This is a genomic window from Vibrio sp. Y51_MX_L26 (genome assembly GCF_024181935.1).
Taxonomy (GTDB): domain Bacteria; phylum Pseudomonadota; class Gammaproteobacteria; order Enterobacterales; family Vibrionaceae; genus Vibrio; species Vibrio diabolicus.
On the sequence record NZ_JAMZAS010000013.1, the window covers coordinates 1 to 19771 of the forward strand.

Below are 19771 nucleotides of genomic sequence, written 5' to 3' on the forward strand. Positions count from 1 at the left end.
ATCTGAGCCATGATCAAACTCTTCAATTTAAGATTTTGTTCGGCTCAATGAATACTGAACATTACATAAAGTAATGTTTGAATTGACTGTGCTGAATCCGAAGATTCAATGGTCACTTCGTTTCATTGAAACCTAATTTGAAACCGAAGTTTCTAATTGGATTATCATCAACGAGTGCCCACACAGATTGATAGGTCTATATTGTTAAAGAGCTTTTCCTGTTGAGCTTTGCTCAAAACAGGACGGCCATTTTAGCGAGTTAAAGTTTAGTGTCAATCACTTTTTTCAAACTTTCTTCAAGCGTTTCCGCTTGGCTAATTTGGCTTGCTAACCTCGACGACTTCGTTTCTTTCGAAGCGTTGCCGTGTCAGCGAGGTGGCATTATAGAGATTGCGATCACATTGGCAAGCCCTTTTTCTCGTTTTTTTTGATTTTTTTATCGTTCGGATAAATTTGCATCAAAAGCAGTCAAAAGAGCACGTTATTTCTACAGTTCTCTGAATTTATCTGCGAAAAGAGCCACTTTTTCCCAATTGGTGTATTCCACTTCTTTGGTCGTATCGGTTTCGCCACCTGTCATCGACATAATGAACCTAATCATAGTTCTGTCGAACCAGCTGTAACGTGGGTAATAAAGTGCACCAGCAAAAACACCGATTAGCGTTGGTTTCCAAGGAGACTTAATTAGAAACTTGCGAATGTAAGCACTACCTTCAGGTGTATCCTTTCCTTGGTCCTCTTTACGAGCGGTTAGGTTTACGCAGAAAAATGCCACTTTACTTTGTTCAAGCTGATTGAGGTTTCGCTCAATAAACTGGTATAGCTTTTTATTAAGATGGCCATAGCGAATAGAGGCGCCTATCAATACTCTGTCGTATTGGCTGAAATCAATCGTCTCGACATTATGTAAATCCATCAACTCACAATCGAAGTCTGGAAGTTGTTCATCTATATAGTGGAGAATTTTTTTAGTCTGCCCTTCGCGGGAAGAGTATAGAAATAATGCTTTTGCCACGATTTCCCCTTAGCTACGCCAAAACGTCGGCGTAAGTAGAATAAGTAAGGTAAAGATTTCCAAACGACCAAACAGCATAGAAACTATCAATACCCATTTTGCTTTGTCGTTAACATCACCAAAGTGAAGCGCCACTTCTCCCAAGCCAGGACCGAGGTTGTTCAGAGTCGCAGCCACCGCCGAGAACGCACTGAGCTCATCCATTCCTGTTGCAATTAACCCCAACATACAAACCACAAATACCAATGCGTATGCGGAGAAGAAGCCCCAAACCGCATCGACAACACGTTGCGGTAGGGCACTGCCACCTACTTTGATGGTGTAAACCGCGCGTGGATGGACTAAACGTTTTAGTTCACGCGCACCTTGTAAGGTAAGAAGCAGGATACGGATCACTTTCATGCCGCCGCCTGTTGAACCAGCACAACCACCTATAAAGGAAGAGAACAATAACAGCACAGGTAAGAAGAGCGGCCAATCCGCAAAACCTGTTGTCGTAAAGCCCGCTGTTGTGGATATTGATACGGTTTGGAACAGAGCCTGATCGAAAGCATCGTATGTCGATGTGTAAGAGTGATGTTTCAGTAATAATAGAAAGCAAATGATAAATAGCAGCACTTGAATAAACAAGAAGGCGCGAAACTCAGGATCTTTCCAGTAATACTTGGGATGTACGCCACCTGATGCAAATGCAGCAAAGTGCAGCGTGTAGTTACATGCAGATATAAGCAGAAAAACCACGGTAATCAGGTTAATCGCGTAACTATCAAAGTATCCGATGCTGGCATCGTGGGTAGAGAAGCCACCAATGGCAATGGTGGAAAAGCTGTGACTGATGGCATCAAATGGCGTCATACCAGCTAACCAAAAAGCCGAAGCACAGGCGATAGTCAGGCTCAAATAGATGTACCAAAGCGCCTTAGCAGTTTCTGCTATGCGCGGCGTCACTTTAGTATCCTTGACTGGACCAGGGATCTCGGCGCGGTAAAGCTGCATACCACCGATGCCAAGTACTGGCAAAATCGCCACCGCTAATACGATAATCCCCATACCGCCGAACCACTGCAGTAACTGTCGATAGAATAGAATTGCTTTAGGTAACTCATCCAAACCAACAATAACGGTCGCCCCGGTCGTCGTGAGAGCAGAAAACGATTCAAAAAACGCATCTGTCACTGAGACGTTCGGGTTGTCAGCAATGAGAAAGGGGATCGAGCCTGCACTGCCAAGTACTGTCCAGAATAAGACGACAATAAGAAAGCCATCTCGAGCTTTAAGCTCGTGCTTATACCTGCGGTTTGGGTACCAACAAACGGCCCCACAAAACAGCAGAACAAAAAATGTCGTGACAAAAGGCACACCTGCACCATCTCGATAGATCAGCGCAACGAGTGCTGGCGCAAGCATAGTGACACTAAAGAGTGCGAGCAGTAGCCCGACGATTCGAATAATTGAACGAAATTGCATGGATAAATTGACTAGCGAAGCTGTCCCTGTTGCTTCCTGTTTTTCATTATTGTCCGTCTAGCGGAGTGACAATTGCCTTTGCCCCGCTTTTATTGATGATTGCTTGGGTAAACGCGCTCACTTCTCGAAGCTCAATTTCCACCACTAATACCACCTGATCGCTGTATTCAGCCTCGACTTCTATCGCACCAAATTGCGGCATGATTGACTGTGCGATCGGCATAAACCCATAGTCTAACGTTAGTCTGAGCTTTGTGGTTATTTTTTTCTCAATAGTTTGAAGCAGCTTGAGCGCTTGTTGTACCCCACCCCCATACGCTTTAACCAAGCCGCCTGTACCTAACTTGATTCCACCAGAGTATCGCGTGACCACTGCCGTGATCTCCCCCACCCCAGAGCCAGACAGCTGCGCCAAGATCGGTTTGCCTGCAGTTCCGGACGGCTCCCCATCATCACTAAAGCCCCACTTCATCGAATCTTCTGGTCGACCAGCAACAAAGCCCCAACAGTTATGTCTAGCATCAGCGTGTTTAGCTTTGATTTGATCAACAAATGCTTTTGCAGCTTCGATACTTGGCGTGTGTGCCAAATAAGTAATGAAGACGCTCTTTTTAATTTCTTCTTCAAATTGAGCGGGCTCTGCTGGAATCAGATAAGGCTTGTCATTCATAGGATTATGGATTCAGGTCTATTTGCCTGAAGTCTATCACGAGTGTGATTTACCCGTCGCATAAGATCTGCCACAGCGCACAATGTTAAACACTTGTTTAAAAAATGTATTGAAATTAGACAATCCACGATCCAAACTAACTTTACTGGTCAAACCAGAACAAAAATAAAACGACTTCCTCGATACCTATTTGCCGAGGTACACGGCGTCGTTGAAATAGGTATACAGACAATCCACGATTGTATGTCATGGAGATAGACAATGATTTACCAAGCCGAAACCCTACAGGTAAAGGAAATACAAGATGGTATTGCAGAGCTAAGCTTCTGCTCTCCAAAATCCGTCAACAAACTCGACCTAGCGACATTGGAATCGCTAGATAAAGCTCTTGATGCGCTCATTGCCCATCAAGGCCTCAAGGGGTTGTTGCTCACTTCAGATAAAGACGCATTCATTGTAGGCGCAGACATTACCGAGTTTTTAGGTCTGTTTGCTAAAACGGATACCGAGCTCGACCAATGGCTGCAATTTGCTAACAGCATCTTTAACAAATTAGAAGACTTACCCGTTCCGACCATCTCGGTGATCAAAGGCCACGCTCTTGGTGGCGGTTGTGAATGTGTGCTAGCAACAGACATGCGTATTGGTGACAAAACCACCAGCATCGGCCTACCAGAAACGAAACTGGGAATCATGCCGGGCTTTGGTGGTTGTGTACGCTTACCTCGCGTTATTGGCGCAGACAGCGCAATGGAAATCATCACCCAAGGTAAAGCATGCCGAGCTGATGAAGCATTGAAAATTGGCTTACTCGATGCTGTTGTAGAGACTGATGCTTTATACGAATCGGCACTACAAACTCTTAACTCTGCAATTAATGAGAAACTTGACTGGCAAGCACGCCGAGCACAGAAAACATCTCCGCTAACGCTGAGTAAGCTAGAATCGATGATGAGCTTCACCATGGCGAAAGGTCTAGTAGCACAGAAAGCTGGTCCTCACTACCCTGCCCCAATGACAGCCGTTATCACGATTGAAGAAGGTGCTCGCTTTGCACGTAATGAAGCGTTAGACATTGAACGTAAGCACTTCGTGAAATTGGCTAAATCGGAAGAAGCAAAATCACTGGTTGGCCTATTCCTTAACGATCAATACATCAAAGGCATTGCGAAAAAAGCAGCGAAGTCAGCAAGTAAAGACACGCAACGTGCAGCCGTATTAGGTGCAGGTATCATGGGTGGCGGCATTGCTTACCAATCAGCGCTAAAAGGTGTGCCTGTCTTAATGAAAGACATCGCACAAGCGTCGCTCGACCTAGGCATGACTGAAGCATCTAAGCTGCTGAATAAACGCTTATCTCGCGGTCGCATTGATGGCTTTAAGATGGCGGGTATTTTAGCGTCAATCACACCGAGCCTACATTACGCAGGTATTGAAAACTCTGATGTGATTGTTGAAGCTGTCGTTGAAAATCCGAAAGTAAAAGCGGCGGTTTTGAGTGAAGTCGAATCCCATGTCGGTGACGACACCGTTATCACCTCAAACACCTCGACGATTCCTATCAACCTATTGGCAAAATCACTAAAACGCCCAGAAAACTTCTGTGGTATGCACTTCTTCAACCCAGTGCATCGTATGCCTCTTGTTGAGATCATCCGTGGTGAGCACACCTCTGATGAAACCATCAATCGTGTTGTGGCGTATGCTGCGAAAATGGGCAAATCACCAATTGTCGTTAATGACTGCCCAGGGTTCTTCGTTAACCGCGTATTGTTCCCATACTTTGGCGGCTTCAGCATGCTACTTCGTGATGGTGCTGACTTTACGAAAATCGACAAAGTCATGGAGCGTAAGTTTGGCTGGCCGATGGGACCGGCGTACTTGCTTGATGTAGTCGGCATTGATACCGCGCACCACGCACAAGCTGTGATGGCAGAGGGTTTCCCTGAGCGTATGGGTAAACAAGGTCGTGATGCGATTGATGCACTATTCGAAGCAGACAAATATGGTCAGAAAAATGGTAATGGCTTCTACAGCTACACCATAGATAAAAAAGGTAAGCCGAAGAAAACCTTCTCAGAAGCGATCTTACCAGTACTTGCTGACGTTTGTGCCGATAAGCATGACTTTGACGATGAGACCATCATTCAACGTATGATGATTCCAATGATCAACGAAGTGGTGCTGTGCCTTCAAGAAGGCATCATCGCTACTCCGCAGGAAGCAGACATGGCATTGGTTTATGGTCTTGGTTTCCCTCCATTCCGCGGTGGCGTATTCCGCTACCTAGACAGCGTGGGTATTGCTGAATACGTTAAAATGGCAAAACAACACGCCGAGCTAGGTGCGATGTACCAAGTACCGCAAATGCTGATTGATATGGCGGCGAAAGGTGAAAGCTTTTACGGTGCACAACAGCAAGGTTCTATCTAAGGAGGGATTCTAAAATGACTAATCAAACAAGAAATGTTGTCGTAGTCGATTGTCTACGTACTCCAATGGGTCGCTCTAAAGGTGGTGCTTTCCGTCATACACGAGCAGAAGATCTATCCGCGCGCCTAATGAAGGGTATCCTTGCGCGTAACCCACAAGTGAACCCAAGCGAGATTGAAGACATCTACTGGGGCTGTGTACAGCAAACACTAGAGCAAGGCTTTAACGTTGCACGTAATGCCGCGCTACTCGCGGGCCTGCCGATTGAAATTGGCGCTGTGACGGTTAACCGTTTGTGTGGCTCATCCATGCAAGCGCTGCATGACGGTACACGTGCGATCATGACTGGCGATGCTGAAATCTGCCTAATTGGTGGCGTTGAGCACATGGGGCATGTGCCGATGAACCACGGGGTAGACTTTCATCCTGGTATGTCAAAGAACGTAGCAAAAGCTGCGGGCATGATGGGCTTAACGGCTGAAATGCTTGGTAAATTACATGGCATTAGCCGTGAGCAACAAGACGAGTTTGCCGCGCGCTCTCACGCTCGTGCGCACGCAGCAACCGTAGAGGGTCGCTTTAAAAACGAAATCCTACCAATTGAAGGCCATGCGGCTGACGGTACACTGTTTACTCTCGACTATGATGAAGTGATTCGTCCAGAGACAACAGTTGAAGGTCTGTCTCAGCTTCGTCCTGTGTTTGACCCAGCAAACGGCACAGTAACAGCCGGTACATCATCAGCGCTGTCTGATGGTGCATCAGCGATGCTGATCATGAGCGAAGAGAAAGCCAATGAGCTTGGCTTGAAAATTCGCGCACGTATTAAGGGCATGGCGATCGCAGGTTGCGATCCATCCATCATGGGTTACGGTCCGGTACCGGCGACGAAAAAAGCGCTCAAGCGTGCCGGTCTTTCAATTGAAGACATGGATGTGGTTGAGCTAAACGAAGCATTTGCAGCGCAGTCTCTGCCGTGTGCTAAAGACTTAGGTCTGCTTGATGTGATGGATGAGAAGGTCAACCTTAACGGTGGTGCGATAGCATTGGGTCATCCACTAGGCTGTTCTGGTTCACGCATCTCAACAACGTTGATCAACCTAATGGAAGCGAAAGACGCGAAATACGGTCTAGCCACCATGTGTATCGGTTTGGGTCAGGGTATAGCGACCGTATTTGAGAGGCCTTAACGCTTTGAGTGAAGTAGGCTCAAAACGACGATGGTCGTAGTGATCTACTCAACAACCAGCATGAAATGAATAAATACTAAAATAATTTAGTATTACACTTAAGGGCGACATCAGATGTCGCCCTTTGTTTTACGCCAAACACAGTAAATATGCATACAAAGCATACATGAAATGAGTAACTTTCATTTTATTCATAGATAGAGAAGACATAGACTTATAGACAGTTAATATCTTGCTGTATGTGGCAACTGAGTCACGCTAACGCAATTTCGGAGAACCTTATGTTTAATGCTCTAGTTCTAAACCAAGAAGACAAACGCACTATCGCTAGTATCGAGCAAATCGATGAAACACAACTGCCGGAAGGTGACGTTCTGGTTGAAGTCGATTACTCATCGTTGAATTACAAAGATGGTTTGGCGATCACAGGTAAAGGTAAAATCATCCGTAACTTCCCGATGGTACCTGGCATTGATCTAGCGGGTACGGTTGTAAGTTCTGAAGATTCGCGTTACCAAGCTGGTGACAAAGTGGTCTTAACTGGCTGGGGCGTGGGTGAAAACCATTGGGGTGGCATGGCTCAACGTGCTCGTCTAAAAGCGGATTGGCTAGTGCCACTACCAAAAGGTCTAGACAGCAAAAAAGCAATGATGGTTGGTACTGCTGGCTTCACTGGTATGCTATGTGTTCAAGCACTGCTTGATGCAGGCATCAAACCTGAAGCTGGTGAAATCCTAGTAACGGGCGCAAGTGGCGGCGTAGGCTCGGTAGCAGTAACGCTCCTAGCGCAGCTTGGCTACAAAGTTGCAGCAGTGACAGGACGTGTAGAGAAAAACGGTCCGCTACTTGAAAAACTAGGTGCTAGCCGCATCATTGACCGTACTGAATTTGAAGAACCAGCACGTCCACTTGAAAAGCAAGTATGGGCAGGTGCGGTAGACACCGTCGGCAGCAAAGTACTAGCAAAAGTATTGGCGCAAATGGATTACAACAGTGCAGTCGCCGCTTGTGGTCTTGCAGGTGGTTTTGATCTACCAACTACAGTGATGCCGTTCATCCTACGTAACGTTCGTCTACAAGGTGTGGACTCAGTAATGTGTCCAACAGAGAAACGCATCGCAGCATGGGAAAAACTGGTTGAACTACTACCAGACAGCTATTTCGAGCAAGCATGTACTGAAGTAGAACTAGCAGAAGCACCAAAATACGCAGAAGACATCACCAACGGTCAAGTAACAGGTCGTGTGGTTATCAAGCTATAAACACTGACTCAGCATAAACAGACGAAGAGCCGGCATTGCTGGCTCTTTTTGTTAGCAGTTTAATCCCATATCTTCGATACGCTTAGCTATTAGACGGCTACATTCTTCACGCACAATCGTTCTTAACCATTCTTGAGCAGGAGAATGCTCGCAACGCGCATGCCAAATCATCGAGTATTCAAATGGAGTAAATTGGAAGGGTAATGGTTTCACCACCAAGTCATAACGCTCGGCAACCAGATACGCCAAGTCCGCTGGCACTGTGATGATAATTGGCAAGGTATCCATGATCGCCAATGCAGCTTCTAAATGATAAGCCCGCAGAACCATTTTACGCTTAGGTTTCTCCATCAAAGCTTGTTCGATCAGTGCCTTAACACCATCACTGATGGCGATCATGGCATGTGGATGACTCAGATAATCATCCAAGCTCATTTCTTTATACGCTAATGGATGCTGTTTTGAAAGCATACACAGCACCCCCACTCGCCCCAACACTTCACTGCGTAGCGGCTCCACCGGACCTGTCGGGCGACAAATCGCTAAGTCTGCACCTTCATAAGTGAGCTGATCTGATAAACGGTCGTGTTGCAGTGGTAAGAAGTTAAAAGACACGTTTGGCGCTTCTTGGTAAATTCTCGGCAAAGCGAACGGTAAGATCGTTTGCATGGCATAGTCGGTGGTCACGATGTTGAAAGTCTGTACGCATTGCAATGGGTCAAACTCAACCGGAGATAACAACTGACGTAAAGACTCTAAGGGCTCGCCTAATGAGCGATCGATCTCTAACGCTTTCTGAGTTGGGATCAAATGCTGCCCCTGACGAGTAAACAGCGGGTCTCCCAATAAGTCGCGCAGACGACCAAGCACACGACTCATTGCCGATTGACTCAAATTTAGACGTGTTGCCGCCTTACTGACACTGTTTTCTTCTATCAGTACTCGCAACGCAACCAGTAAATTTAAATCTCGGCGATAGATGTCTTCCAGTTCCACGAATTAGCCACTTATTTTGTATGTGTTTGGGTAAATTGTACTCTTCAGGCAAAAAAAATCCCGCCTTTCAGCGGGGAAGCCCAAGAAAAATGGGGATAGTGTCGGAATGAAGTGTCGGTAAAAATAGGTGAGCGTTATTAAAGTATTCTGATCGAAGCAAAAAGCGCTAATTTTCTTGCTCAGATGCACCTGACCATTTGCGCATCTCGATCCAAATCCCAATAATAGTGGCAACCATGCCTACAAGAGGCATCAAAGAGGTGTCAGCTGGCGTTCTGAGTACCAAAGCACAAAACGAGATAAAACAAAGTACGGAGTAAATCGTAAGTCTGTCTAACGCTGTTAACATTGCCTCTCCTTTGCCAGTTGTTACCAAATTGTTAATTTAAGGTAAAACAAAAAATTCCGTTTGCCAAGTGGTTATTGAATATTTTTTCAACGAACGTAGAATTCACCGCTAAGTTAGTTACGAGAATCACACTATGAGCTTTAATCCTGAACTGGCAACAAAGACATTAGAGGCGGAAGGACTGCGCTGCCCAGAGCCAGTGATGATGGTCAGGAAGACAATTCGCAACATGCAAGATGGTGAGATTTTGCTGGTCAAAGCAGATGACCCATCCACGACTCGAGACATTCCGAGTTTCTGCCGTTTTATGGATCACCAATTAATTGCAGCACAAACGGAGCAAGTTCCGTATCAGTACCTGATCAAGAAAGGATTGGAATAATCTGGTCGAATTAAAAACGGCAGCCGATTGGCTGCCGTTTGTTTATTCATCGTATTCGAGTGTGCGAACTTCTGATTGGAGCTTGTTGAGTTGTTTTTTCATTGCCCGCATCTCTTCATGCATAGGAATGATGTGGGCTACGCGAATCCACGCCTCTACTGTTAATCCAGTAAGAACGAACGATCCTGCCACAATCGGCAACCACATATCAGTCAGTACCATCGCTAACAAGCACAGCGCCAAACCAAAGGTGAATAAATAACTCTGACTCTTTGGGGTCATCCCCATGTAACGTGTAAGCATAAACTTGCCCTCTCGCTATCATTCACACCATTAAACTACCATGACAAGTATGACACTAATATGTCATCCGTCACGCTACGGAGCGATTTTAAGTCAGAGTTTGAGCTACGCCACTAATTCGCTAGTTATTGATTATTTGCATCATTTTAACGATTGTTCGCGGATAACATTTTCCATTTTCAGGCTGCGTTATCCGCCTAAAAATATTAAAAGAAGGCCGCACCAATCGCCAACAACACGAACAAAATAGCGGTGACTTTACGAATCAACCCCAGGGGCATCTTGTCTGCTGAAAGCTTACCAATTAACACCACAGGCACGTTAGCCAACAACATACCAATGGTCGTGCCAAGTATGACCCAACTCAGCGCATCCGCGTATTGCGCCCCTAAGATGGAAGTGGCGATCTGAGTTTTATCGCCTATCTCCGCAACGAAGAACGCGATAAAGCTGGCAATAAATGGGCCTCGATTAGAAATCTGCTCGTCATCATCCAGTTTGTCCGGGATCAGAACCCAAGCCGCCATCGCGACAAAACTGACCACCAGCACCCACTTTAAAATCTCAGGTGATAAATAGTCAGCGACAACCACACCTAACCATGCAGCCAAAGCGTGGTTGGCAATGGTTGCCAAAAAGATTGCTGCAATAATTGGGATTGGTTTGCGGTAACGACTTGCGAGTAATAGAGATAGCAATTGGGTCTTATCGCCAATTTCTGCTAACGCTACAGTAGTAATTGAAATAGCTAAAACGCTCACGACATGCTCATTGGGGCAGGGATTATTATATTTAACCAAAGACAAACCTCACGCCCCTACCCCGGTTCGTGATGATTTGTCTAAGGTCTTGCTAAACTTGAAAGGCTTCAAGTCTCGAACGCCATGGTGATTTTGCACCAATTATGTTGACGGACGAACCAGATGAAACAGAAACTTCATCAGGTAAGCTACTCCCCAAAGACAGGCGCAATTCTAGCCACCTTTGTTGCGCTTCTCAAGAGCCAAAGCAGGCAAAAACTCCCTTTTAAGAAAAATACAGCAGATAACGCGGTAAAAATTCATTAAAGGAGAAAATCGCCCACGAATTAATCAAGATTAGCTCTACTCCCATGCTCAATATCTGGTTATACTAGATTGTTAATTTATTCAACCGTAATTACTCTTTATCGCCGTTGTTAGAGTTGAAAAACTCGGCATAGATGACGAATTAACGAGTAACAAGAGAATCGCGCGAACCTGACTTATGCAAAAATACGATATCAAAACCTTCCAGGGAATGATCCTCGCGCTGCAGGATTATTGGGCTCAAAATGGTTGTACCATTGTTCAACCGCTAGATATGGAAGTGGGTGCGGGTACCTCTCACCCAATGACCTGTCTACGAGCGCTTGGCCCAGAGCCAATGTCGACAGCTTACGTACAACCTTCACGTCGTCCTACTGATGGCCGTTACGGTGAAAACCCTAACCGTCTTCAGCACTACTACCAATTCCAAGTAGCGCTAAAACCATCGCCTGACAATATTCAAGAGTTGTACCTTGGCTCCCTTGAAGTTCTTGGTATTGACCCTCTTGTACACGACATCCGTTTCGTAGAAGACAACTGGGAAAACCCAACACTAGGCGCATGGGGTCTAGGCTGGGAAGTTTGGCTAAACGGTATGGAAGTAACTCAGTTTACGTACTTCCAACAAGTTGGCGGCCTTGAGTGTAAACCAGTCACTGGTGAGATCACTTACGGTATCGAACGTCTAGCAATGTACATCCAAGAAGTAGACTCGGTTTACGACCTAACTTGGAACATCGCGCCAGACGGCAGCAAAGTGACTTACGGTGATATCTTCCACCAAAACGAAGTAGAGCAATCGACTTACAACTTCGAGCACGCAGACGTTGAATTCCTATTTGGTTTCTTCGAGCAGTGTGAGAAAGAGTGTAAAGAGTTGCTTGAGCTTGAAAAGCCACTGCCATTACCTGCTTACGAGCGCATCCTAAAAGCAGGTCACGCATTCAACCTACTAGACGCGCGTAAAGCGATCTCAGTAACTGAGCGTCAGCGTTACATCCTGCGCATTCGCGATCTGACTAAGTCAGTAGCAGAAGCATACTACGCATCGCGTGAAGCTCTTGGCTTCCCAATGTGTAAGAAAGAACAAGCGTAAGGGGTAGAGAACATGGCAAAAGAATTTCTAATCGAGCTAGGTACAGAAGAGCTACCACCAACGCAACTTCGTACGCTAGCTGAAGCATTCGCAGCAAACTTCGAAGCAGAACTAAAAAGCGCTGAGCTTGCTCACGAAGGCGTGAAATGGTTTGCGGCTCCTCGTCGTCTTGCACTTAAAGTCGCGGCACTAGCAGAAAGCCAATCAGACAAAATCGTTGAAAAACGTGGCCCTGCGGTTTCTGCAGCGTTTGACGCGGAAGGCAACCCAACCAAAGCGGCTCAAGGCTGGGCACGCGGTTGTGGTATTTCTGTTGACCAAGCAGAGCGCATGGTTACAGATAAAGGTGAATGGCTACTGTTCAAACAAGAAGTGAAAGGTCAGCCAACGTCTGAGATCGTCGTTGAACTTGCAGCGAAAGCACTAGCAAACCTACCTATCGCAAAACCAATGCGCTGGGGTAACAAAACAACTCAGTTCATCCGTCCAGTTAAGACGCTAACCATGCTGATGGGCAGCGACCTAATCGAAGGCGAGATCCTTGGTGTCGCTTCTGACCGCACTATCCGTGGTCACCGCTTCATGGGTGAACAAGAGTTCACTATCGATTCTGCTGAGCAATACCCTGCGATCCTAGAAGAGCGCGGTAAAGTAATGGCAGATTACGAAGCGCGTAAAGCAATCATCCTAGCTGACGCACAAAAAGCGGCAGCAGCGGTTGGCGGTATCGCTGACCTAGAAGATGACCTAGTAGAAGAAGTCACGTCTCTGGTTGAATGGCCAGTGGTACTAACAGCGAAGTTTGAAGAAGAGTTCCTAAAAGTGCCTTCTGAAGCGTTGGTTTACACCATGAAAGGTGACCAGAAGTACTTCCCTGTTTATGACGAAAACAAGAAGCTACTACCTAACTTCATCTTCGTATCGAACATCGAATCAAAAGAGCCTCGTTACGTAATCGAAGGTAACGAGAAAGTGGTTCGTCCTCGTCTTGCTGACGCAGAGTTCTTCTTCAACACAGACCGTAAGCGTCCGCTTATCGACCGTCTTCCTGAACTAGAGCAAGCGATCTTCCAAAAGCAACTGGGTACGATCAAAGACAAAACAGACCGCATCACTGAACTTGCTGGCTACATTGCAGAACAAATCGGTGCTGACGTTGAAAAATCAAAGCGTGCTGGTCTACTAGCAAAATGTGACCTAATGACCTCTATGGTATTCGAATTTACGGATACTCAAGGTGTGATGGGTATGCACTACGCGCGCCACGACGGTGAAGCAGAAGAAGTTGCAGTCGCACTGAACGAGCAATACATGCCTCGTTTCGCAGGTGATGAACTGCCATCAAACGGCGTTTCAACCGCAGTTGCAATGGCAGACAAGCTAGACACAATCGTCGGTATCTTCGGTATTGGTCAAGCGCCAAAAGGCAGTGACCCATTCGCACTACGTCGCGCATCGCTAGGTGTACTACGTATCATTGTTGAATACGGTTACAACCTAGATCTTGTTGACCTCGTTGCGAAAGCGAAATCACTGTTTGGTGACCGCTTAACTAACGAAAACGTTGAGCAAGACGTAATTGAATTCATGCTTGGTCGTTTCCGTGCTTGGTACCAAGACGAAGGCTTCAGCGTAGACATCATTCAAGCGGTTCTAGCTCGTCGCCCGACGAAACCAGCTGACTTCGACCAACGAGTTAAAGCGGTTTCTCACTTCCGTGAACTAGAAGCAGCTGAGTCTCTAGCAGCGGCGAACAAGCGTGTAGGTAACATCCTAGCGAAATTCGACGGCGAACTAGCAGAAGAAATTGACCTAGCATTGCTACAAGAAGACGCAGAGAAAGCACTAGCAGAAAGCGTTGAAGTAATGACAGAAGCGCTAGAGCCTGCATTTGCGACCGGTAACTACCAAGAAGCCCTAAGCAAGCTAGCAGATCTACGTGAGCCAGTGGATGCGTTCTTCGATAACGTAATGGTAATGGCAGACGACGAAGCACTTAAGAAGAACCGTCTGACATTGCTGAACAACCTGCGCAACCTGTTCTTACAGGTCGCAGATATCTCTGTCCTTCAAAAGTAATTCATTACTCTTCGAAGTGATTAAGAAATAAGTAAAAGGGAAGCATCTGCTTCCCTTTTTTGTTGCCTTCAAACCGATGAAGGTGACGCTTATTATTCATTTTGTGAACAAGACTAAAATTTGTAGGGTGAGACGCGTTTAACTTGTTGGTGTAGAGCTCGGATTGTAGAGGCACAGTTTTGCTATAACTGGACTGTTTATTCGGGGGGAAGGACACAATGAAAAAAACAATTCTCGCACTCTCTATCGGTCTACTGAGCGCCTGCAGCCAGATTCCAGAAAATGCCATCGTATTAAGCGTTGGTGATGACACCGCAGTTTTTGAGGAAAACTCACAAGGCTTACTTGTCGCCGAGCAAAAACTCGAAAAAGGCAGCTACACCTTTACCATTGCCGACAGTAATCAAACCTGTGGAAGTAGCTTTGCTTTGGCAGAAGAAAGCCGCATCAAATTCAATCGTCCATTAAAAATGGATAATTGCGCCACAGATGCCCAAATGCCGCTGCGCATCTTCAAAGCCAACACCTATCAATTTACGCTCAACCCAACCACTAACGAGCTAACTGTTAGGCTCAAACCCAAACAGAATCAAGATATTACCTACTCTTGCCCTGTCGCAACCGATACGCCAAAAACCATCAACGTTGCCCAAACCTTCAGTGATGGCACTGTCGTTCGTGATGCCTTAACCGGACAACAAGCTACAGTCGCCAATGGCAGCGTAACCATGCAGCCGGGCACTATGAGCCAAGGTCTGTTGTTACTAGAAGAGGTTGAGCAGCAAGCCGAAAAACCTTTCAGTTGGGACAACGCGACGGTGTACTTCGTCATGACTGACCGCTTCTATAACGGCAACCCAGACAACGACAACAGCTACGGTCGCAGCAAAGACGGAAAATATGAGATTGGTACCTTCCACGGTGGTGACTTAGCGGGTCTGACGAAAAAACTCGATTACATCGAATCACTTGGTGTCAATGCTATCTGGATAACCTCACCACTGGAACAAATCCACGGCTGGGTTGGCGGCGGCGATAAAGGCGACTTTAAGCACTATGGCTACCACGGCTACTATCACCAAGATTGGACCAAGCTTGATGCCAACATGGGTACCGAAGATGAACTCAGAACCTTCGTCGATACCGCTCATAAGAAAGGCATTCGCGTGATTTGGGATGTGGTCATGAACCACACTGGCTACGCAACATTAGCAGACATGCAGGAATTCGGATTTGGTCAGCTTTACCTTGATGACCAAGAAGCCAAAGAAGTCCTTGGTGAAAAATGGACCGACTGGCAGCCAAAATCAGGACAAAGCTGGCACAGCTTCAACGACTACATCAAATACAGTGATAGCGAAGCGTGGGATAAATGGTGGGGCAAAGATTGGATCCGCACCGACATTGGTGACTACGATGCTCCGGGCTACAACGACATCACCATGTCTTTAAACTACCTACCAGATCTCAAAACCGAATCGACTCAGAAAACCGGATTGCCAAACTTCTTCCGCAATAAAGACACCAATGCGCAAGATGAGCTGCAAACCCCACGTGAACACCTGATTACCTGGTTATCCGATTGGGTGCGCGACTACGGCATTGATGGCTTCCGCGTCGACACGGCCAAACACGTTGAAATGGAAGCATGGGCAGAGCTGAAAGCCAGCACCACTCAAGCGCTTGCCCAGTGGAAACAAAACAACCCAGACAAAGCCTTGGATGACCTACCTTTCTGGATGACGGGTGAAGTGTGGGCACACAGCGTGGTGAAGAGCCCGTATTTCGAAAACGGCTTCGACTCCATCATCAACTTTGAGTTCCAATCTGACGTGGCACCAAAAGCGCTGAAGTGTTTCGCTCAACTCGATAGCGATTATCGCCGCTACGCGGAACGTATTAACTCCGATCCTGAGTTCAACGTGTTGAGTTACCTGTCTTCGCACGATACTCAACTGTTTTGGTCAGCACGCAGCCGCAGCTTTGATGACCAAGCTCGTGCAGCCAATGCGTTGATGCTGGCGCCAGGTGCAGTGCAAATCTACTATGGTGACGAGATCGCCCGTGATTTTGGTATTACCGGTTCCGACCCTACTCAAGGTACTCGCTCTGATATGCCATGGGATAAGATTCATGGCGAACGTGAAGACTTGCTGCAACATTGGCAAAAACTCGGCGAGTTCCGTCAACGCCACCCAGCGGTTGCGCAAGGCAAACACATCACTCGCAATCAAGAAGGGTATTACGCGTTCGAGCGCCAATACCACGACGACAAAGTGCTGATCGTCTACACTGGCGAATAGCCGATTCACTCCACCAGCAAGGGAAGCATCTCGCTTCCCTTTTCTGTTCACTGCTCATATCCCCATCATCTGGTCTGATGACAAACTTTTTTCTTCTTCGAGTAAATTCACACTTTGCGTCGTAATAACATTAGGGTAAGGTCAAGTATTACTCTATAAGCTGATGTTTCATCAGCATTCAATACACATAAGCAATCACAATGAATTAGGTATCAGTCAGCATGCAGTTCTCAAAGTTTGGTGAAAAATTTAATCAGTATTCAGGTATCACGCAGTTAATGGACGATTTGAATGATGGTCTACGCACACCAGGTGCCATCATGCTCGGTGGAGGTAACCCAGCCGCCATTCCTGCCATGCTCGATTACTTTCACCAAGCCAGTGAGGAAATGCTCGCCAGTGGCGAACTCGTCGCCGCCCTAGCCAACTACGATGGGCCGCAGGGTAAAGACGCGTTCGTGAAAGCGCTGGCTCAGTTATTCCGTGAAACTTACGGTTGGGACATTTCAGAGAAGAACATCAGCTTAACTAACGGTAGCCAAAGTGGCTTCTTCTACTTGTTCAACTTACTCGCTGGTAAACAGCCAGACGGTTCGCATAAGAAGGTGCTACTGCCTATCGCGCCTGAGTACATCGGCTATGGTGATGCTGGCATTGATGAAGATATCTTTGTCTCTTACCACCCAGAAATCGAGCTGTTAGATAACGGATTGTTTAAATACCACGTCGATTTTGAACAGCTAACCGTCGACGATTCTGTTGCGGCAATCTGCGCATCTCGCCCAACCAACCCAACGGGTAACGTACTGACAGACGAAGAAGTGCGTAAACTGGACAAACTCGCACGTGAAAACAACATCCCACTGATCATCGATAACGCCTACGGCTTGCCGTTCCCGAACATCATCTTTGAAGATGTCGAACCGTTCTGGAATGAAAACACCATCTTGTGCATGAGCCTATCCAAACTTGGCTTGCCTGGCGTGCGTTGCGGGATTGTGATTGCGAGTGAAGAAATCACTCAAGCGTTAACCAATATGAACGGCATCATCAGCCTAGCACCAGGCAGTGTGGGTCCAGCGCTGGCAAACCACATCATCGCTAAAGGCGACCTGCTTAAACTGAGTTCAGAGGTGATTAAGCCGTTTTACAAGCAGAAGTCGCAACGTGCGGTTGAACTGCTGCAAGAAGCGATTACCGATGAGCGCTTCCGTATTCACAAACCGGAAGGCGCTATCTTCTTGTGGTTGTGGTTTGATGAACTGCCAATAACAACAATGGAACTGTACCAACGCTTGAAAGCGCGTGGCGTATTGATTGTCCCTGGTGAATATTTCTTTATTGGTCAGCAAGACGAGTGGGATCACGCGCACCAATGCCTGCGTATGAACTACGTTCAAGACGATGAGATGATGCAAAAAGGCATTGCGATTATCGCGGAAGAAGTTGAAAAGGCTTACCAACAAGGTCAGTAAAGCAAACTCCCACATCAAAGACACAAATTAAAAAGAGCGCCAACTGGCGCTCTTTCTCACTCTATAAGGCAAATAACTTGCTGATTAGTTGCTTTCTAGCAGGTTGTTGCCACCGATAGCAATTTTACGTGGTTGCATTGCTTCTGGGATTTCACGAACCAAATCAATATGTAATAAGCCGTTTTCCATTGATGCGCCAGTCACTTTGACGTAATCCGCTAGCTGGAATTTACGTTCAAAGTCGCGCTCAGCAATGCCTTGGTACACGTAGTTTTTGCCTTCTTCTGCTTTGCGTTCGCCCTTCACAATCAACATGTTTTCGTTTTGAGTCAGATCGAGTTGGTCTTCAGAGAAGCCAGCAACTGCCATAGTAATACGGTAGTTATGCTCGTCTTTTTGCTCAATGTTGTACGGAGGGTAACCGCCAGAAGTATTTTTCGCTGTATTCGCTTCCATCAGGTTTAGCAGACGATCAAAGCCAATTGCATTACGGTATAGTGGTGAGAAATCTACGTTACGCATAAATCTATCCTCTTAATTAAGCAATAGTCTTAGCTCAGATGACGTTCATCTCACAGGCGTGTTTATGCAAAAACCAACGCCGAGCTAAGAGATTCTTATCATTCCGCAGGCCATCATTTGGCTCGGAGACATGATAGGAAATCTAAAGGTTTAGGTTGTGTGCTAAAACGCCATATCCTCTTTTGAGCGATCTCGTTTTAGCGATTCCAGAGGGCTGTCTTCTAGTCTCTAGCAAGCCAGTCATCCTCTTCACAACTAGATATAAGGTCGTCAAAAATGACTTTCAAGGGAAAAAATAAAAAATTTTAAGTGCGCTCGCTATTTCCCCAGAAAGGTCAGTTTACCCTCGCTTTGCAATCGGTATTAAAAAGCCCACCTTTCTGGTGGGCTCAATCTGCACTCTACTTGCGGGAGGATTTACGCGCTTTTACAACGCTCTTTTCTGCCGCTTTTTCCTGTTTTAACTTACGCTTTTCTTTCAGACTCAACTGTGGTTGTTTCTTGTCTTTCTTACTCATGACTTCACCTCTATTTATTGACACAACAGACAGCCACACAGCATTTTCTGCGCTGGTGGCTGCGATTGATGAACAATTTCAGTAATCACAAAGCAGCGTCGCTGATTAAAAATTTCTATTTCGAACGCATCATTTTTAGCTCGCCCTAATAAACGGGATCCCAAATAAGAATCGACCGCGAGCATACCTGTCATCGGTTGGCTCTTGTGCGAGTTGACCAACGTCATGCGATATTGATAAGCACGCTCAACATCCACTAAGCGAACCGTGTCCCCAACCGCAATACGAGCTCGGTTACGGCAATGGGCTTGTTGCTCGCAGGTTTCAAATAGCGATAACAACCTTAGTGGTGATTGATAGGTTAAAAAGCGACTGGTTAACCACCAAGTTCGCAGCGCCAAACAGTACGCCGAGAACCAGCGTTCAAACATGATTATTTCCTTCTTAATGCCTTGTCTTACAAATAAATTCAGTGCATTGAACCGGAAGTGCATCACCTCCGGCTTAGTTCAGGAAAGTCATCACCATTTTCTCAACCTCCTTATTCATCAGCTCTTCAGCACTATAGCGAGCAGAAAAAAGAAAGCAAAAGTGCCCAAGCGAACAAAATGGCGAGAAAAAAAGAAAACAGAAATAAAATGGCA

Annotated in this window: 17 protein-coding genes; 8 read left to right on the forward strand and 9 right to left on the reverse strand. The window is 46.3% G+C overall.

What is annotated here, in order from left to right; all coding sequences use genetic code 11:
* Window positions 1–487: 487 nt before the first annotated feature.
* Genes hemG through NL645_RS19855 form a run of 3 tightly spaced genes read right to left on the reverse strand, consistent with a single transcriptional unit; the run spans window position 488 to window position 3152 of the window.
* The gene (gene hemG, locus NL645_RS19845) at window positions 488–1015 is read right to left on the reverse strand and encodes a menaquinone-dependent protoporphyrinogen IX dehydrogenase (protein WP_253652265.1); all 528 of its coding nucleotides are present in this window, start codon (window positions 1013–1015) and stop codon (window positions 488–490) included.
* Between the two features lie 9 nt (window positions 1016–1024).
* Window positions 1025–2482, reverse strand: coding sequence for a TrkH family potassium uptake protein (locus tag NL645_RS19850; RefSeq protein ID WP_005378893.1), 1458 nt, complete (start codon window positions 2480–2482; stop codon window positions 1025–1027).
* A gap of 46 nt (window positions 2483–2528) precedes the next feature.
* The gene (locus tag NL645_RS19855) at window positions 2529–3152 is read right to left on the reverse strand and encodes a YigZ family protein (protein ID WP_005378891.1); all 624 of its coding nucleotides are present in this window, start codon (window positions 3150–3152) and stop codon (window positions 2529–2531) included.
* A 261-nt stretch (window positions 3153–3413) separates the two neighbouring features.
* Here NL645_RS19855 and fadB point away from each other — a divergent pair, with 261 nt between their 5' ends.
* The 3 genes from fadB (at window position 3414) to NL645_RS19870 (ending at window position 8037) form a co-directional block, all read left to right on the forward strand.
* Window positions 3414–5585: a fatty acid oxidation complex subunit alpha FadB gene (fadB, locus tag NL645_RS19860; RefSeq protein WP_253652266.1), complete on the forward strand. Its 2172-nt coding sequence runs from the start codon at window positions 3414–3416 to the stop codon at window positions 5583–5585.
* Window positions 5586–5599: 14 nt separating this feature from the next.
* A complete protein-coding gene (gene fadA, locus NL645_RS19865) occupies window positions 5600–6775 on the forward strand; it encodes an acetyl-CoA C-acyltransferase FadA (protein WP_047010268.1) in 1176 nt (391 codons plus the stop codon).
* A gap of 281 nt (window positions 6776–7056) precedes the next feature.
* Window positions 7057–8037, forward strand: a complete 981-nt coding sequence (locus NL645_RS19870; RefSeq protein ID WP_047010269.1) for an MDR family oxidoreductase — start codon at window positions 7057–7059, stop codon at window positions 8035–8037.
* 51 nt (window positions 8038–8088) lie between these two features.
* Here the strand turns inward: NL645_RS19870 and NL645_RS19875 are convergent, their stop codons facing one another.
* Window positions 8089–9033, reverse strand: a complete 945-nt coding sequence (locus NL645_RS19875) for a LysR family transcriptional regulator (protein WP_253652267.1) — start codon at window positions 9031–9033, stop codon at window positions 8089–8091.
* Between the two features lie 166 nt (window positions 9034–9199).
* Window positions 9200–9382, reverse strand: a complete 183-nt coding sequence (locus NL645_RS19880; protein ID WP_005394131.1) for a hypothetical protein — start codon at window positions 9380–9382, stop codon at window positions 9200–9202.
* Between the two features lie 133 nt (window positions 9383–9515).
* On the opposite strand from NL645_RS19880, the gene tusA reads away from it, so the two are divergent.
* Window positions 9516–9764 (forward strand): sulfurtransferase TusA, encoded by a 249-nt coding sequence (gene tusA / locus NL645_RS19885; RefSeq protein ID WP_005394130.1) that lies wholly within the window; start codon window positions 9516–9518, stop codon window positions 9762–9764.
* 42 nt (window positions 9765–9806) lie between these two features.
* Here tusA and NL645_RS19890 read toward each other — a convergent pair whose 3' ends face one another.
* Together NL645_RS19890 and NL645_RS19895 are read right to left on the reverse strand one after the other, a co-directional pair.
* Entirely contained in the window at window positions 9807–10067 is a 261-nt protein-coding gene (locus NL645_RS19890; RefSeq protein WP_031780377.1) for a hypothetical protein, read from the reverse strand.
* A gap of 206 nt (window positions 10068–10273) precedes the next feature.
* On the reverse strand, window positions 10274–10828 hold the full coding sequence (locus NL645_RS19895) for a TMEM165/GDT1 family protein (protein ID WP_005394122.1): 555 nt from the start codon (window positions 10826–10828) through the stop codon (window positions 10274–10276).
* 484 nt (window positions 10829–11312) lie between these two features.
* On the opposite strand from NL645_RS19895, the gene glyQ reads away from it, so the two are divergent.
* The 4 genes from glyQ (at window position 11313) to NL645_RS19915 (ending at window position 18087) form a co-directional block, all read left to right on the forward strand.
* A complete protein-coding gene (gene glyQ, locus NL645_RS19900; RefSeq protein WP_006743179.1) occupies window positions 11313–12230 on the forward strand; it encodes a glycine--tRNA ligase subunit alpha in 918 nt (305 codons plus the stop codon).
* Window positions 12231–12242: 12 nt separating this feature from the next.
* Entirely contained in the window at window positions 12243–14309 is a 2067-nt protein-coding gene (glyS, locus tag NL645_RS19905) for a glycine--tRNA ligase subunit beta (RefSeq protein WP_253652268.1), read from the forward strand.
* A 218-nt stretch (window positions 14310–14527) separates the two neighbouring features.
* A complete protein-coding gene (locus NL645_RS19910) occupies window positions 14528–16612 on the forward strand; it encodes an alpha-amylase (RefSeq protein ID WP_253652269.1) in 2085 nt (694 codons plus the stop codon).
* Between the two features lie 221 nt (window positions 16613–16833).
* Window positions 16834–18087 (forward strand): valine--pyruvate transaminase, encoded by a 1254-nt coding sequence (locus tag NL645_RS19915; RefSeq protein WP_253652270.1) that lies wholly within the window; start codon window positions 16834–16836, stop codon window positions 18085–18087.
* A gap of 84 nt (window positions 18088–18171) precedes the next feature.
* On the opposite strand, the gene NL645_RS19920 is transcribed toward NL645_RS19915, so the two are convergent.
* Both NL645_RS19920 and NL645_RS19925 read right to left on the reverse strand, forming a co-directional pair.
* Window positions 18172–18609 (reverse strand): Hsp20 family protein, encoded by a 438-nt coding sequence (locus NL645_RS19920; RefSeq protein WP_005458680.1) that lies wholly within the window; start codon window positions 18607–18609, stop codon window positions 18172–18174.
* Between the two features lie 532 nt (window positions 18610–19141).
* A complete protein-coding gene (locus NL645_RS19925) occupies window positions 19142–19558 on the reverse strand; it encodes a GreA/GreB family elongation factor (protein ID WP_053807522.1) in 417 nt (138 codons plus the stop codon).
* Window positions 19559–19771 lie beyond the last annotated feature (213 nt).

Coding starts and splice junctions, on each gene's coding strand:
- NL645_RS19850 (WP_005378893.1), bottom strand. CDS start 2,482: ATGCAATTTCGTTCAATTATTCGAATCGTCGGGCTACTGCTCGCACTC.
- NL645_RS19855 (WP_005378891.1), bottom strand. CDS start 3,152: ATGAATGACAAGCCTTATCTGATTCCAGCAGAGCCCGCTCAATTTGAA.
- fadB (WP_253652266.1), top strand. CDS start 3,414: ATGATTTACCAAGCCGAAACCCTACAGGTAAAGGAAATACAAGATGGT.
- fadA (WP_047010268.1), top strand. CDS start 5,600: ATGACTAATCAAACAAGAAATGTTGTCGTAGTCGATTGTCTACGTACT.
- NL645_RS19870 (WP_047010269.1), top strand. CDS start 7,057: ATGTTTAATGCTCTAGTTCTAAACCAAGAAGACAAACGCACTATCGCT.
- NL645_RS19880 (WP_005394131.1), bottom strand. CDS start 9,382: ATGTTAACAGCGTTAGACAGACTTACGATTTACTCCGTACTTTGTTTT.
- tusA (WP_005394130.1), top strand. CDS start 9,516: ATGAGCTTTAATCCTGAACTGGCAACAAAGACATTAGAGGCGGAAGGA.
- NL645_RS19890 (WP_031780377.1), bottom strand. CDS start 10,067: ATGCTTACACGTTACATGGGGATGACCCCAAAGAGTCAGAGTTATTTA.
- glyQ (WP_006743179.1), top strand. CDS start 11,313: ATGCAAAAATACGATATCAAAACCTTCCAGGGAATGATCCTCGCGCTG.
- glyS (WP_253652268.1), top strand. CDS start 12,243: ATGGCAAAAGAATTTCTAATCGAGCTAGGTACAGAAGAGCTACCACCA.
- NL645_RS19910 (WP_253652269.1), top strand. CDS start 14,528: ATGAAAAAAACAATTCTCGCACTCTCTATCGGTCTACTGAGCGCCTGC.
- NL645_RS19915 (WP_253652270.1), top strand. CDS start 16,834: ATGCAGTTCTCAAAGTTTGGTGAAAAATTTAATCAGTATTCAGGTATC.
- NL645_RS19920 (WP_005458680.1), bottom strand. CDS start 18,609: ATGCGTAACGTAGATTTCTCACCACTATACCGTAATGCAATTGGCTTT.
- NL645_RS19925 (WP_053807522.1), bottom strand. CDS start 19,558: ATGTTTGAACGCTGGTTCTCGGCGTACTGTTTGGCGCTGCGAACTTGG.